The sequence below is a fragment of the Leifsonia aquatica H1aii genome (assembly GCF_000633535.1).
GTDB lineage: Bacteria > Actinomycetota > Actinomycetes > Actinomycetales > Microbacteriaceae > Leifsonia > Leifsonia aquatica_A.
The window spans coordinates 502,290-516,551 of record NZ_AYMR01000009.1 but is presented as its reverse complement, the minus strand read 5'-3'; the positions used below and the strand labels follow the sequence as shown (position 1 = coordinate 516,551).

General features: G+C 71.4%; 13 protein-coding genes and 1 pseudogene. 5 read left to right on the top strand and 9 right to left on the bottom strand.

Annotation, left to right across the window (positions count from 1 at the left end):
• Positions 1-4: 4 nt before the first annotated feature.
• Positions 5-1,225, bottom strand: coding sequence for an MFS transporter (locus U870_RS0111095; protein ID WP_029947487.1), 1,221 nt, complete (start codon positions 1,223-1,225; stop codon positions 5-7).
• A 121-nt stretch (positions 1,226-1,346) separates the two neighbouring features.
• Here U870_RS0111095 and U870_RS0111090 point away from each other — a divergent pair, with 121 nt between their 5' ends.
• A complete protein-coding gene (locus U870_RS0111090; RefSeq protein ID WP_025157458.1) occupies positions 1,347-2,009 on the top strand; it encodes a GntR family transcriptional regulator in 663 nt (220 codons plus the stop codon).
• A gap of 178 nt (positions 2,010-2,187) precedes the next feature.
• Here the strand turns inward: U870_RS0111090 and rimM are convergent.
• The 3 genes and pseudogenes from rimM to rpsP form a co-directional block, all read right to left on the bottom strand.
• A pseudogene (rimM, locus tag U870_RS22555) lies at positions 2,188-2,820 on the bottom strand (ribosome maturation factor RimM); the annotation flags it as partial.
• 1 nt (position 2,821) lies between these two features.
• A complete protein-coding gene (locus U870_RS0111080) occupies positions 2,822-3,052 on the bottom strand; it encodes an RNA-binding protein (RefSeq protein ID WP_025157456.1) in 231 nt (76 codons plus the stop codon).
• 4 nt (positions 3,053-3,056) lie between these two features.
• Positions 3,057-3,533, bottom strand: a complete 477-nt coding sequence (gene rpsP / locus U870_RS0111075) for a 30S ribosomal protein S16 (protein WP_025157455.1) — start codon at positions 3,531-3,533, stop codon at positions 3,057-3,059.
• Positions 3,534-3,715: 182 nt separating this feature from the next.
• On the opposite strand from rpsP, the gene U870_RS0111070 reads away from it, so the two are divergent.
• The 3 genes from U870_RS0111070 (at position 3,716) to U870_RS0111060 (ending at position 6,435) form a co-directional block, all read left to right on the top strand.
• Complete coding sequence (locus U870_RS0111070; protein ID WP_025157454.1) at positions 3,716-4,852, top strand: glutamate--cysteine ligase; 1,137 nt, start codon at positions 3,716-3,718, stop codon at positions 4,850-4,852.
• Between the two features lie 84 nt (positions 4,853-4,936).
• The gene (locus tag U870_RS0111065) at positions 4,937-5,644 is read left to right on the top strand and encodes an SGNH/GDSL hydrolase family protein (protein ID WP_025157453.1); all 708 of its coding nucleotides are present in this window, start codon (positions 4,937-4,939) and stop codon (positions 5,642-5,644) included.
• An 86-nt stretch (positions 5,645-5,730) separates the two neighbouring features.
• Positions 5,731-6,435, top strand: coding sequence for an SGNH/GDSL hydrolase family protein (locus tag U870_RS0111060; RefSeq protein WP_025157452.1), 705 nt, complete (start codon positions 5,731-5,733; stop codon positions 6,433-6,435).
• A 10-nt stretch (positions 6,436-6,445) separates the two neighbouring features.
• On the opposite strand, the gene ffh is transcribed toward U870_RS0111060, so the two are convergent.
• The 3 genes from ffh to ftsY form a co-directional block, all read right to left on the bottom strand.
• Positions 6,446-8,017, bottom strand: a complete 1,572-nt coding sequence (gene ffh, locus U870_RS0111055; protein ID WP_025157451.1) for a signal recognition particle protein — start codon at positions 8,015-8,017, stop codon at positions 6,446-6,448.
• Between the two features lie 79 nt (positions 8,018-8,096).
• Positions 8,097-8,597, bottom strand: coding sequence for a DUF2004 domain-containing protein (locus U870_RS0111050; protein WP_025157450.1), 501 nt, complete (start codon positions 8,595-8,597; stop codon positions 8,097-8,099).
• Between the two features lie 9 nt (positions 8,598-8,606).
• Positions 8,607-9,482 carry a signal recognition particle-docking protein FtsY gene (gene ftsY, locus U870_RS0111045; RefSeq protein ID WP_025157449.1) on the bottom strand — a complete coding sequence of 292 codons (876 nt, stop codon included), beginning with the start codon at positions 9,480-9,482 and terminating at the stop codon, positions 8,607-8,609.
• A gap of 30 nt (positions 9,483-9,512) precedes the next feature.
• Here ftsY and U870_RS0111040 point away from each other — a divergent pair, with 30 nt between their 5' ends.
• Positions 9,513-10,283, top strand: coding sequence for a CHAD domain-containing protein (locus tag U870_RS0111040; protein WP_025157448.1), 771 nt, complete (start codon positions 9,513-9,515; stop codon positions 10,281-10,283).
• Positions 10,284-10,289: 6 nt separating this feature from the next.
• Here the strand turns inward: U870_RS0111040 and U870_RS0111035 are convergent, their stop codons facing one another.
• Positions 10,290-10,652, bottom strand: a complete 363-nt coding sequence (locus U870_RS0111035) for a hypothetical protein (protein WP_052357661.1) — start codon at positions 10,650-10,652, stop codon at positions 10,290-10,292.
• A 16-nt stretch (positions 10,653-10,668) separates the two neighbouring features.
• The gene (gene smc / locus U870_RS0111030; protein ID WP_025157446.1) at positions 10,669-14,229 is read right to left on the bottom strand and encodes a chromosome segregation protein SMC; all 3,561 of its coding nucleotides are present in this window, start codon (positions 14,227-14,229) and stop codon (positions 10,669-10,671) included.
• Between the last annotated feature and the right edge of the window lie 33 nt (positions 14,230-14,262).

Sequence of the window (14,262 nt, the reverse complement as noted above, 5' to 3'; positions counted from 1 at the left end):
GAGTCTATTCGGGCACGACGGCCAACTCCCGGTCACGCGGGACGAGCGGGGTCGCGATCGCCGGGCACAGGGCGACGAGCGCGAACGCCAGCGGGTAGCCGAGCCAGCCGATCAGTCCACCGACCGCCGGGCCCACGACGGAGGCCGCGAGGAACTGCCCGGTGTTCTGCGTGCCGAGGGCGCGACCCGACCAGAACGGCCCGGCGATCTCGGCGACGGAGGTGTACGCGAGTCCGTTGTCGGCGACGGTGACGATCGCTGCGACGATCAGGATGACCGCGGCCGGCGCCGAGCCGAGAGCGGACGCGACCGCCATCAGCAGCATGACCGCGACCGCCGCCAGCGACACCCACCGCAGGGGACGCAGGTGGCTGCCGACCCGGTCGCTCAGGACCCCGACGCCGATCCGCCCGATCGCGCCGGCGAACTGGCTGACCCCGATCACGATGCCCGCCGCCAGCGCAGAGAAGTGCAGCTGGGTGACCAGCCACACCAGACCGAACGTCGACACCGTGAACTGCGGAACGACCAGCAGCATCGACACCGCGTGGATACGCCACAGCAGTGAGGTCTCGCGGTAGGGGCGCCAGGCGGCCTGCCGGTGCGGCGCCGCCCCGTCTGGCGACGTGCGCGGCGGCCGGGGCGGGTCGACGATGCCGACGGCGCAGAGCACCGCGGAGACGGCGCACAGCGCGGTCGGCACGACCAGCGCCGCCCCGATCCCCCCGGCGGCGGCCAGCAGCGGGATCGAGAGCGCGGCCACGGCGACGCCCAGCGGCTGGCACATCTGCCGGATGCCCATGGCGAGGCCGCGGCGCTCCTTCGGGAACCAGCCGATCACCACCCGTCCGCTCGCGGCGTTCGGGCTGGCGGCCGCCATCCCGCCGAGCAGGAAGAACGCCCCGAGTGCCAGGTAGGACGACACGAACATCGCGCCGAGCCCGGCGAGGGCGGTGATGGCGAGCCCGGAGGCGATCACCCAGCGCTCGCCGATCCGGTCGCTCAACGCACCCCAGCCGATGAGCGTGAGGACGAGGCCGAGGGTCGGTGCCGATGCGAGCAGACCCGCCTGGGCGAGGCTCAGCCCGCGCTCGCTGTGCAGGAGCGGGATGAGGAACGCCGGGGTCGACACGAACACGGTCGAGCTCGCCTGGGCGATCACGCCGAAGCCGAGCATCAGCCAGGGCCGGGGACGGCGCAGGCCGGAGCGTTGGAGGACGGGCATCATGCGGTATACCCTAGTGGTATACCAAAACGGCCCGCCACACGGATGCACCAGACTGGTCGACACGGCCCGGTCCGCATCGACTGCTCGACACCGGCCGGCAGGCCAGGAGAGGACTCCCATGAGCGCGCAGCCCACCGCCTACGAGCGCCTGCGCTCCGAGATCCTCGACCTCGACCGCGTCCCGGGGTCGCGGCTGACCGAGCGCGGGCTCGAGACCGATCTCGGCGTCTCGCGCACCCCACTGCGCGCGGCGCTGCAGCGCCTGGAGAGCGAAGGCCTGGTCGCGCGCGACGGCCGCGCGTGGCAGGTCTCCCCCATCGATCTCGGCGAGATCGCCCGGCTCAGCGAGCTGCGCGACGCTCTGGAGACCGCCGCGGTGCGGCTCAGCTGCGCGCGCGCTGCCGACGCGGACATCGCGGCGCTCGCCGAGCGGCTGGGCGCCTACGACCTCGCCCGCACGCACGAGGACGCGGTCGGTGCCGGCACAGGCTTCCACGTGCGGCTCGCCGCGCTGAGCGGCAACCACTTCTTCGCCGACGCGGTCGACTCCGCGATGACCAGGCTCGCGCGCACCCGCTGGCTGGAGGTGCGGAGCGAGGAGTCCCGGCGCACCGCCTGGCAGGAGCACCGCCGCATCGTCGACCTCGTCGCCGCCCGGGACGCCGAGGCGGCCGCCGAGCACATCCACCGGCACATCGTCGCCACCCACGAGCGGCTCGCCGCGGCACTCGACGCCGACGCGCGCGGGCTCCGGGCGCGCGGGCTCTCGATCGTCGGCTGAGACGCGAGAAGCCCCGACCGCGAGGTCGGGGCTTCTCGCGTCGCGGGAGGGATCAGTCCGCGGAGGGCGACTCCACAGCCGCCGCAGCAGCGTCGTCCGCTGCAGCGTCGTCCGCTGCAGCATCGTCCGCTGCAGCATCGTCCGCTGCCGCATCGTCCGCTGCCGCATCGTCCGCTGCGGCGTCGTCCTGGGACGGTGGCTCGACGGCCCCGGCCTCGTCGGACGCGGCGTCGTCCTCCGGGATCTCCTCGAAGAGCCCGGTCGGCGGCGTCAGGGTCACGGTCCCGGCGGCCAGATCGACCTCGGGCACGATCGCCTTCACGAACGGCACGAGCACCTCACCGGTCACGGTCTTGATCGCCAGCAGGTCCTGCGCCGGAAGATGATCCACCCGGGCGACCGTGCCGACGGGGTGCCCGTCACGGACGGCGCTCAGGCCGACCAGCTGGTGGTCGTACCAGGCGTCCGCCTCCTCCGGGAGCTCCTTCACATCCTGGCTCACCCAGAGGATGGCCTTGACCAGTGTCTCGGCCTCGTCCCGGTCGTCCACTCCCTCGAAGAAGCCGACGGCGTGACCGTTGTACCAGCGCAGCTCGCTGAGCCGGAGGGTCTTGCCGTGCCATTTGGAGGCGGTGGGGACCTGGAGGGTGAACTCGGCGCCCGAGACGAACCGCTTCTCCGGCTCGTCGGTGAACAGCTCCAGCTTGAGGGCCCCCTTCAGCCCGTGGGCCTTGGTGAGCCGACCGACGCGGAGCTCGGTCTGATCCGGTCGCGGTGCGACGTCCTTGCGGGGCAGCTTGTGGTCGGCCACCTCAGTCGTCGACGACGTCGACGCGGACGCGACGGCCGTCGGCCAGCGCGGACACGAGCGTGCGGAGCGCCTTGGCGGTGCGGCCGGAGCGGCCGATCACCCGGCCGAGGTCCTCGGGATTCACACGAATCTCGAGGACCTCTCCACGCGGGGAGCTTTTGGCCACGACGTGCACGTCGTCCGGGTGGTCGACGATGCCCTTGACCAGGTGCGTGAGCGCGGGTGCGAGCAAGGTGTTACGCCTTCTCGGCGTCGGCGACGATCTCTTCGGCCTCGGCGACGACCTCGGCCTCGGCGGCCTCCTCGGCCTCGACCTCGGCCTCGACCACGGCCTCCGCCTCAGCGGCGACAGCAGCGGGCTTCTCCGCCTTGGGCTTGAGGACCGGCTTCTTCTTCTCGTCGGCGACGAACGCGACCTTCTCGTCGGCCGTCTTCACGGTCGAGACGGCGTCCTTGTCGCCCTTGAACTTGCCCCAGTCGCCCGTGAGCTTGAGGAGCACGAGGACCTGCTCGGACGGCTGGGCGCCGACGCTGAGCCAGTACTGCGCGCGGTCCGAGTCGACCTCGATGCGCGAGGGCTCCTCGGTGGGGTGGTACAGACCGATCTCCTCGATCACGCGACCGTCGCGCTTGGTGCGCGAGTCGGCGACGACGATGCGGTAGTACGGAGCGCGGATCTTGCCCAGGCGCTTCAGACGGATTTTGACAGCCACAATTCTCCAGTGTTGATGAGTGAGTTTTGTCGAACTGACTGCCGTGAGCGTGGGGGCACACTCGGCAGGAGGTCTTTGGTATCCCGCCGAACCGGATAGAGGGTCGGGTACGACGGAACTCAACTAGCTATTCTGTCAGATACTGCCCTGCTTTGAACAATCGGACGGACGGGACGACACCCTTGCAGATCGAATTCTCGGAGTCCGAGCGCTCCACCGTCGGCATCGAATGGGAGATCGCCCTCGTCGACGGCGCCACCGGGGACCTCGTCCACATCGCCGACGAGGTGCTCCGCGAGCTCGGCACGCCGGACGGCCGGGAGCACCCGCAGATCACTCACGAGCTCCTCCTGAACACCGTGGAACTGGTGAGCCGCGTGCACCGCACGGTCCCGGCGGCGGTCTCCGACCTCCAGGAGCTGATGGGCATGGTGCGGGAGGTGACCGATCCGCTCGGCGTCGAACTGCTCTGCGCCGGAACGCACCCGTTCGCCCAGTGGTACGACCAGAAGGTCACCCCGAACGACCGCTACGACCGTCTGCTCGACCGCACCCAGTGGTGGGGGCGCCAGATGATGATCTGGGGCGTGCACGTGCACGTGGGCATCGACGAACGCGACAAGGCCCTGCCCATCGTGAACGGCCTGCTCACGTACTACCCGCACCTGCAGGCGCTGAGCGCCTCGAGCCCGTACTGGGCGGGAGCGGCGACCGGCTACGCCTCCAACCGCGCACTGATGTTCCAGCAGCTGCCGACGGCCGGGCTGCCCTGGCAGTTCGGTTCGTGGGCCAACTACGAGGAGTACGTCCAGGACCTGGTGACGACCGGTGTCGTCACCGACCACTCCGAGGTCCGGTGGGACATCCGTCCCTCGCCGAAGTGGGGCACGGTCGAGATGCGCGCCTGCGACGGCCTGTCGACGGCGGACGAGGTCGGCGCCGTCGGGGCCCTGATCCACTGCCTGACGGACAGGATGGCGGGCGACCTCGACGACGGCGTGGAGCCGGTGACCCTGCAGCCCTGGTTCGTTCGCGAGAACAAGTGGCGCGCCGCGCGCTACGGTCTCGACGCCGAGATCATCGTCGCCCCCGACGGGCGCGAACGGCTGGTCTCCGAGGCGCTGCGTGAGCTGGTGGACGAGTTGGAGCCTGTCGCCGACCGGCTCGGCTGCGCGCAGGAGCTGCAGGATGTGCTCCGCATCCTGGACGGCGGGGCCAGCTATCAGCGGCAGCTCCAGGTGGCCGGGGCCAACGGCGGGAGCCTCCAGGCGGTGGTCAGCTCGCTGACCCACGAGCTGCGCGGCGGCCTCCCGCGATGAACCGCCCCACCCCACTGCCACGCGCACAGGGACGCCCTCACAGGCGCATAGCAAAGGCATAGCCTCCGCTCGTAGGCTTCCGACATGCTCGCTCACCGACCACTCGCCGCCTTCGCCACCGCCATCACGGTGGCGACGATCGGCGCGGCGGCGCTGAGCGGGTGCGCCTCCACGGTCGACCCGGTGGCGCTCGGCACGCCGGTGGTCAACCCGCACTACCGGGTCGCGGTGATCGGCGACTCGATCGAGGCGGGTCTCGGCCTCACACCCGGCGAGGCATGGCCCGACCTGCTCGCGGTGGACCGGCGCTGGGGCCTGGACAACCTCAGCGTGTCCGGAGCCGGATTCGTCGCGACCGGCGCCGACGGCGGCACCTTCGCCTCGCAGGTGGATGCGGCGATCGCCGACAACGCGCAGCTGGTGCTGATCGGCGCCTCCGACAACGATCTCGGCCAGGACGACGCGACCGTCACCGCGGCGATGACGGCCGCGATCGGAAAGCTCCACACCGCGCTCCCCCACGCGCGGATCATCGGCTACGACGCGCTGAGCGGCGCGGCCTCGGATGACGACCTCGCGCCTCTGGACGCCGCACTCCAGACCGCCGTGACGGCCGATGGCGGCGTCTGGATCGATCTGGGCGAGCCCTACCGGGACCAGGACGGCCTCGTCCAGGCCGACGGCGAACACCCGACCGCCGCCGGGCAGCAGGCGATCGCCGCCGTCGCCCTGACCGACCTGGACGGTCTCGTGGCGGCCCGTTCGACGGCGGCGGACGCAGCGCACAGCTGACCCTCGAATCAACCCCTGACCGGGGGTTCGGGACGCGCCGACCGGCACTCAGCATTCACGCAACATCGGGGATCTATCCTCACATCGTGCAGATCACCCGCCCCCGCACGCGACGCCCTCTGAGCCTCGCCCTCGCCGTCGCCGCCCTCGCCGTCGCCGCAACGGCGCTGACGGGTTGCGCCGCGACCGCGAAGCCGGTCGCCGCTGAGTCCGCCGCCGCCCCCGCCGCCGCCGAGCGGCCGTCCGCGGTCGCGATCGGCGACTCCATCGCGTTCGGCAAGGGCGTCGGCCCCGGCGAGGCCTGGCCCGCCCTCATCGCCGAGCAGCACGGCTGGCGGCTCGACGACCTGGCGGTGTCCGGATCGGGATTCATCAAGGCCGGCTGGAACGGCACCACCTACCGCGATCAGGTGGACCGCGCCCTGAAGCTGCACCCGGAATACATCCTCATCGCCGCCACCCGCAACGACCGGGATCAGGATCCCGCCGCGGTCACCGCCTCGGCCGACCGGCTGCTCGGCGAGCTGCGGGACGCCTTCCCGAAGGCCCACATCATCGGCATCACCGGGATCTGGGGCGCCGACCCGCAGCCCGCCACGATGGACCGGGTGGACGACATCGTCGGAGCGGCCGTGCGGACGGTCGGCGGAGACTTCCTCGACCTGGGCCGCCCCTTGGAGGGCAAGGCTGATCTGCTGCAGGCCGACGGCATCCATCCGAACGCGGCCGGCCAGCGCGCGGTGGCCGCGCGCATCGAGAACCGGCTGGCGCCCCTGGCCGCGACGCTCTAGCGCCTGGCGCCTAGCGGCCCAGGAACTTCTGCAGCGAGGCCAGCTCCTCCTCGGTGGGGCCGCCCTTCGGGGCCGCTCCCCCGCCGCCCAGGCCGAAGCCGCTTCCGGCCGGTGCCGAGGTGGCGTTCGGGTCGACACCCGAGGCCAGCGCGGCGTTCTCCGCGGCGCGCTTCGCCGGGTTGCCGGAGCGCGAGCCCTTCTTCTTCTTGGCCTGCGGCTTGCGTCCGGCGTAACCGGCGCCGGGGATCGGGCCCATGCCGGGGACGTTCGGAACGCCGCCCTTGGCGACGGTCTTCATCATCTTGGCCGCCTGCTCGAAGCGGTTGACGAGCTGGTTGACCTCGGTCACCGTGGTGCCCGAGCCCTTCGCGATGCGCAGTCGACGCGAGCCGTTGAGGAGCTTCGGGGTGGTGCGCTCGGCCTTCGTCATCGACTGGATGATGGCCTCCGTCCGCACGATCTCGCTCTCGTCGAAGTTGTCGAGCTGCTGCTTCATCTGCCCGGCGCCCGGCAGCATGCCCATCATCTTCTTGATGGAGCCCATGTTGCGCAGCTGCTGCATCTGCTTGAGGAAGTCGTCGAGGGTGAAGCTGTCGGTCGCGAACTTCTCGGCGACCTTGCGCGCCTCCTCCTCGTCGAAGGCCTCCTGGGCCTGCTCGATGAGGGTGAGGATGTCGCCGAGGTCGAGGATGCGCGACGCCATGCGGTCGGGGTGGAAGGGCTCGAAGTCGTCGAGGCCCTCACCGGTGGAGGCGAAGATGATCGGCCGACCGGTGATCGAGGCCACCGAGAGTGCCGCACCGCCGCGAGCGTCGCCGTCGAGCTTGGAGAGCACGACGCCGGTGAAGTCGACGCCGTCCTGGAAGGCCTTGGCGGTCGCGACCGCGTCCTGGCCGATCATCGCGTCGATGACGAACAGGACCTCGTCCGGATCGGTGGCCTTGCGGATGTCGGCGGCCTGCTTCATCAGCTCCGCGTCGACGCCCAAGCGGCCGGCGGTGTCGATGACGACGGTGTCGTACTGCTTGGTCTCGGCGAACTTCAGGGCGTCCTTCGCGACCTTCACCGGGTTGCCGACACCATTGCCCGGCTCCGGTGCGTAAACGGGGACGCCGGCCTGCTCGCCGACGATCTGCAGCTGGTTCACGGCGTTGGGGCGCTGGAGGTCGGCGGCGACCAGCAGCGGCGTGTGGCCGTCCTTGACCAGCCACTTGCCCAGCTTGCCGGCGAGCGTGGTCTTTCCGGCACCCTGGAGGCCCGCGAGCATGATGACGGTCGGCGGCTTCTTGGCGAACTGGAGTCGGCGCTGCTCGCCGCCCAGGATGCCCACCAGCTCCTCGTTGACGATCTGCACGACCTGCTGCGCCGGGTTCAGCGCCTTGTTGACGTCGTCGCTGAGGGCGCGCTCCCGGACCTTGCCGGTGAACTCCTTGACCACGTCGAGTGCGACGTCGGCGTCGAGCAGGGCGCGACGGATCTCGCGCACGGTGCCGTCGACGTCCGCCGGCGACAGCTTGCCCTTGGTGCGCAGGTTCTTGAAGGTGTCCGCGAGACGGTCGGACAGCGTGCCGAAAGTAGCCATGATCCGACAAGTCTATCGGGCCGCACCGGGCACTCGCCGTGCGTCGGCCGTGCGTCGGTCCGCTGTGGGCGGACCGGGCTCAGCCCTGCGTGTCGACCGCCACCACGTCGCCGCGCACGTCGAACGAGACCGTCAGGATGGCGTCCGTCTCGTCGGGGCTGATCGAGTAGTCGAAGGTGGCGAAGACCTCCTCCTCGTCGGCGTTGTCCGGCTGCAGGACCACGTGCAGCAGCTGCAGCGACCGCAGCACGTCGATCGCGATGTCTCCCGAGTTGTGGACCAGCAGGTCGACCAGGCTCTCGCCCATCCGGTCGACGTGCTGGTCGATGTACTGGGTGGTCGCCGACTGCCGCGAACTGAGCTCGGCGATCAGCGCGTCCCTGGCGCGGGCGTCGAAGCCCTCGAGCGCCTGGATCAGCGCCGCCGCCGCGTCCAGGGCGTACTCGCTGACGGCGGTCTCGTCGTCGGCGAGCAGCTCCACCTCGACGGCCTGCTCGGCCAGCTCCACGGTGTCGGACCAGGCGAGACCGCCGGAGGCGGTCTCGTCGATGATGCCGAAGAAGTCGTGCTCGATCGCCATGCGCTCCCCCTAGCCGACCAGCTGCTGTGCGAAGACGTGCGGGGTGAAGCCGGTGAGGTCGTTGATGCCCTCGCCCTGGCCCACGAGTTTGATCGGGATGCCCGTGCGCTCCTGCACCGCCAGCACGAAGCCGCCCTTGGCAGAGCCGTCGAGCTTGGTCAGGACCAGCCCGGTGACGCCGGCATGCTCCAGGAACGCCTCGGCCTGCGCCAGACCGTTCTGGCCGGTGGTCGCGTCGAGCACCAGCAGCACCTCGGAGATCGGAGCCTGCTTCTCGACGACGCGCTTGATCTTGGAGAGCTCGTCCATCAGGCCGCCCTTGGTCTGCAACCGGCCCGCGGTGTCGATGATGACGATCTCGGTGCCGTCGTTCTTGGCCTTCTCGACGGTCTGGAACGCGACGGAGGCCGGGTCCTGGCCCTGCTGCTGGGGGCGGACGATGCCCGCGCCCGCGCGCTCCGCCCAGGTGGCCAGCTGCTCGACGGCGGCGGCGCGGAACGTGTCGGCGGCACCGACGACGACGGTGCGGTCGTACGTGCGGAGGAACTTGGCGAACTTGCCGATCGTGGTCGTCTTGCCGACGCCGTTGACGCCGACGACCAGGACGATCGCCGGCCGCTCGCTCAGCTTGAGGGTGGTGTCGAGCTTCGACAGCCGCTCCTCCAGCGTCTCCCGCAGCATGCGCTGCAGGTCGGCCGGATCGGTGGTGTGATAGCGCTCCACCTTGGCGCGGAGGTCGTCGATGATCGCCTCGGTCACGTCGGGCCCGAAGTCGGCGGTGATGAGTGCCGCCTCCAGGTCGTCCCAGGTGTTCTCATCGATGGTCTTCTTGGCGAACAGCCCGCGGAGGGCGCCCGACAAGGACCAGGGTGTGCGGTCTGCCATGCCACTCAGACTAGTTGCTAGCGTGGGGCCATGTTCTCCCTCGTGGCGGTGTCGGCCGAGCTCGCCGAGCAGCTGGTGGCGATCGAATCCGACGGGGACGACGCCGTGCACCAGGCACGGACGCGGGTGCGTCGTCTGCGCAGCGTGCTCGGCGTCTACCGGCGGGCGTTCGAGCCCGCGGAGACGGAGCACCTGCGCGCACGGCTGAAGACTCTGGGAGACCGACTCGGCGTCGTGCGCGACGCCGAGGTGCGGGCGGCGGCGCTCGACGGCGTGCTCGAGGCGGACGACGACCCTGTGCTCGTCGATGGGGTGGAGGCTCTGGCCGCCGACTCCCGCGCGCTGCACGACCGCGAACGTGCCGCACTGCTGGAGCATCTGCGCAGACGGTCGCACCGCCGCCTGCTGGCGGATCTGCAGGGGTTCGCCGCTGATCCTCCTCTCAGCGAGGCGGGGCGCCGGCACCCCCGGCGCCTCACGCGGCACGGGCTGCGGAGGGCTGTGCGGCGGGTGCACGCCGAGCGCGGCGACTCCCTCGACGAGCGGCACGAGACGCGCAAGGCCGCCCGGCGGCTGCGCTACGCGGCGGAGGCGGTGGCCGACGACCTGGGCCGCGACGCCGTGCGTCTCGCGGCCGCCGCCGAGGCGGTCCAGGACGCTCTCGGCGCCCACCGTGACGACACCCTGCTCGCCGAGTTCCTGCGCAGCAACGGCTTCGAGGCGGCGGCGCTGCGCTGCGATCGGCGCGCACGGGCAGCGCTCGACGGCCTCGACGAGCGCCTCGCCGCCATCGACGTCTGACCGGACTCAGCGGGTGACGTCGCGCCGGCTCTCGTCCTGTCCGGCCGGACCGGGACGCCCGTCCTGCCCGGAGACACCGTCCCCGTGCGGTCCGAGCCGGAAGGCGTGCTCCGGGGAGCGCACCACCAGCCGGCCGACATAGGCCATCACGATCGCCGCCGCGATCAGCGCCGGACCGAGCACCGGCATGGCTCCGGTCACGACCTGGAGGAATGTCTGCACCGTGACGGCGAGGCCCTGATCGAATCCCGTCGCCCCGGTTCCGCCCGCCCACGCCCCGTAGACGATGGCGGGCACCACCGCGTTGATCACCGTGGACGCGACCGTCAGGCCGATCCCCCACCACAGCACGACTCTCGGACGCAGCATCGCGCCCCCCTCTCCGTCAGGACGCCTCCTCCTGCGCGACGCGCTGGCCGACGACCGCCGAAACCCCATCCTGCCGCATCGACACCCCGTAGAGGGCGTCCGCGATCTCCATCGTGCGCTTCTGGTGCGTGATCACGATCAGCTGACTGCTCTCACGCAGGTCCTCGAAGATCGTCAGCAGCCGGCCGAGGTTGGCATCGTCGAGCGCCGCCTCCACCTCGTCCATGATGTAGAACGGGCTCGGACGCGCCTTGAAGATCGCGATCAGCAGGGCCACCGCCGCCAGCGACCGCTCACCGCCGGAGAGCAGCGAGAGACGCTCGATCTTCTTGCCGGCGGGCTTCACCGAGACCTCGATCCCGGTGGTGAGCAGGTCGTCCGGATCGGTCAGCGCGATGCTGCCGGTTCCGCCGGGGAAGAGGATCGGGAAGACCCGGCCGAACGCCTCCTTGGTGTCGGCGAAGGCGGACTCGAAGATCGACTGCATCTTCTCGTCGATCTCCTCGATGATCGTCAGCAGATCGGTGCGGGTGCTGGTCAGATCGGTCAGCTGCTCGGTGAGGAACTTGTGCCGCTGCTCGAGAGCGGCGAACTCCTCCAGGGCGAGCGGGTTCACCCGCCCGAGCTGCGCCAGCTTGCGCTCGGCCCCAGCGAGCCGCTTCTGCTGCTGCTCCCGGACGAACGGCACGGTCGGCGGCTCGTCGTCGGCGCCGGGTCCGGCGGCCGCGTCCCGGGCGCCGTCGGGGTCGCGCTCCACCGGGATGCCCACCTCGGGGCCGTACTCGGCGACGAGCACGTCCTCCACCAGACCGAGTTCGCTGCCGACGCGCTCGAGCAGGCTCGACAGGTGCAGCTTCTTCTCGTAGATCTGCAGCTCCAGACCGTGAACGCTCTCGGTGACGCCGTGCAGACGTTCCCGCAGGGCGTTCTCCTCACGGCGCACGGTCGTGAGCTCCTCGTTCTGGCTGGCGCGCTCGGCCTCCGCGGTCGCGAGCTCGAGCCGGGCCTGAGCGACGGAACGGTCGGCGGAGGCGAGCACCGGCGGCAGCGCGTCGACGACCCCCTGCGCGGCGTCGAGCTGACGGCGACGGATCACCGCGCGTCGTGCGGCCTCCTCGGCGGCGGCGCGCTCGGCCTCCAGCTGACGGGCGAGCGCTTCCCCGCGCGCCTGCTCGGCACGAACGCGTTCCTTGGCGGTCTCGACGCCGAGTCGCGCCTCGACCTCCGACTCGCGAGCCGAGTCGAGCTCGGCCGACAGCGCGTCCCGGGCGCTGACGTCGAGGATGGGCCGGGGGCGGGAGCGTGCTGTCTCGAGTTCGGCGGACGCCGCCTGAGCGGCCGCCTCGGCCTCGGCGACGCGCTCGGCGGCTTGATCGTGCGCACGACCGAGGCGCTCCGACTCGGCGAGCGCCCCCTCCAGCTGCACCTTCACCCGGTTGAGCTGCTCGGTGCGCGCCGCGAGCTTCGCGTCGAACTCGCGGAGGGCGGCGAGCGCCGCCTGGGACTGCTCCTTCGCCACCTGCAGCACGCCGCGCTGCTCGGCCAGGGTGAACCCGGCCCGCTCGATCAGCGAGGTGACCTCGCCCAGGCGGTCGGCGGCGGCATCCCGCTCGGCGATGAGCTCGATGCGGCTCTGCTTGGCGCCGGACCCCCCGCGCAGGACGAATCGGGTGAGCACGTCCCCTGCCCGGGTGATCAGGGTGACCGGGCCGCCGAGATCGCGCGAGGCGAACGCGTCCGCCGCGGTGCGCGCCGACTCCAGGTCGTCGGCGACCGCCGTGCAGGCGAGCACGCCAAGCACCCCGGGAGGCGCGTCCACCACGCTGCGGGCCGGCACGACTCTGGGGACACCGCTCAGGTCGACCTCCGGCACCACGGCCTCGGCGAGGACCACCTCCACCCGGCCGAGGTCGTCGGAGGCGGCGTGGGCGACCGCGTCGAACGCCGCATCGCGATCCTCCGCCAGCACGGCGTCCGAGAGGGAGCCGAGCGCGGCCGCGATGGCCGCCTCGTAGCCGGGGTGCACCCGGATGTGCTCGGCCACGAGCCCGCGGACGCCCGTGAGACGGGCGGCCACGAGGGCGGCCGATCCGTCCTTCTGATCGAGGGCGAGCGACAGCGCGCCCGTTCGCGCGGCGAGCGCGTCGCGCTCGCGCTCCAGCGTGTGCAGCTCCTCGCGGAGGCGTTCGATCTCGCCCTCCGCCTCGAAGACGTCGGCCTGAGCGAGTTCGTACGCCTCGTCGAGGGATCCCTCGCCGAGATCGGACTCCTCCGCTTCGGCCTCACGCTGATCGAAGGCCAGCTGCGCCTGCGACAGCCGCTCGGCGGCGGCATCGAGCGCGTTCTGCTGGCGGAGCACCTCCCCGCGCACAGCGGCGAGCCGCTGGGCGGCGGCGTCGGCCTGACCGCTCAGCTTGGAGATCTCGAGGTCGTGACGGGAGACGAGCGCACTCTGTGCGGCGATCTCGTCGTCGACCGCGTCGAGCCGTTCCCGCGCGGCACGGGTGGCGGCCTGCGAGGCCGTCCACGCCGCCTCGGCCTCGCCGACGACGGCGCGCAGACGCTCCGTCTCCTCGTGCGCATCCTGGACCATCTGCGGACTGACCCGCGGGCCCTCGTCGGTGGATTCGGCCTGGCTGCCGAGGAGCGCGAGCCGCTGGGTGGCGAGCGTGTAGAGGGAGCGGAGGCGGTCCTGCACCGACTCCAGTGCGAAGGCGACGCTGCGAGCGGCGTCGACGGCGTCGCCGATCTGCGCCTGCTCGAGACGGGCGCGCCGCAGCTGCTTCTGCTCCAGCTGCTCCTGCAGGACGATCTGCTCGGTGTGCCGTTCCGCCTCGGAGCGGGTGTGCACGTCGAGGACGCGGCGCAGTCCCACGACCTCGTCGGCGAGGAGGCGGGCGCGGGCGTCCCGCACCACGGCGGCGATCGTCTGCGCCTCCCTGGCGATCTCCGCCTGGTGGCCGAGCGGCTTGAGCTGGCGCCGCACCTCCCCCGCCAGGTCGCTGAGCCGGGTCAGGTTCGCCTGCATCGCGTCGAGCTTGCGGAGGGTCTTCTCCTTGCGCCGACGGTGCTTCAGGATGCCGGCGGCCTCCTCGATGAAGCCGCGGCGCTCCTCCGGACTCGCGCGCAGGACGGCGTCCAGCTGCCCCTGCCCCACGATCACGTGCATCTCGCGGCCCAGGCCGGAGTCGCTCAGCAGCTCCTGCACGTCGAGCAGCCGGCACGACTGGCCGTTGATCGCGTACTCGCTTCCGCCGTTGCGGAAGAGGGTGCGCGAGATGGTCACCTCGGAGTACTCGATCGGCAGGGCGCCATCGGTGTTGTCGATGGTCAGCTGCACCTCCGCGCGGCCGAGCGGGCCGCGGGTCGAGGTGCCGGCGAAGATGACGTCCTCCATCTTGCCGCCGCGAAGCGTCTTGGCGCCCTGCTCGCCCATCACCCACGCCAGCGCGTCGACGACGTTGGACTTGCCGGAGCCGTTCGGCCCCACCACGCAGGTGACGCCGGGCTCGAAGGCGAACGTCGTCGGCTGCGCGAACGACTTGAAGCCCTTGAGCGTCAGACTCTTCAGATACACGCAGGTGAATTTACCGTAACGGCCACGCTGCGC

Coding starts and splice junctions, on each gene's coding strand:
- U870_RS0111095 (WP_029947487.1), bottom strand. CDS start 1,225: ATGCCCGTCCTCCAACGCTCCGGCCTGCGCCGTCCCCGGCCCTGGCTG.
- U870_RS0111050 (WP_025157450.1), bottom strand. CDS start 8,597: ATGGCGATCGAGCACGACTTCTTCGGCATCATCGACGAGACCGCCTCC.
- ffh (WP_025157451.1), bottom strand. CDS start 8,017: ATGGCTACTTTCGGCACGCTGTCCGACCGTCTCGCGGACACCTTCAAG.
- U870_RS0111035 (WP_052357661.1), bottom strand. CDS start 10,652: ATGCTGCGTCCGAGAGTCGTGCTGTGGTGGGGGATCGGCCTGACGGTC.
- ftsY (WP_025157449.1), bottom strand. CDS start 9,482: ATGGCAGACCGCACACCCTGGTCCTTGTCGGGCGCCCTCCGCGGGCTG.
- U870_RS0111065 (WP_025157453.1), top strand. CDS start 4,937: ATGCTCGCTCACCGACCACTCGCCGCCTTCGCCACCGCCATCACGGTG.
- U870_RS0111090 (WP_025157458.1), top strand. CDS start 1,347: ATGAGCGCGCAGCCCACCGCCTACGAGCGCCTGCGCTCCGAGATCCTC.
- U870_RS0111040 (WP_025157448.1), top strand. CDS start 9,513: ATGTTCTCCCTCGTGGCGGTGTCGGCCGAGCTCGCCGAGCAGCTGGTG.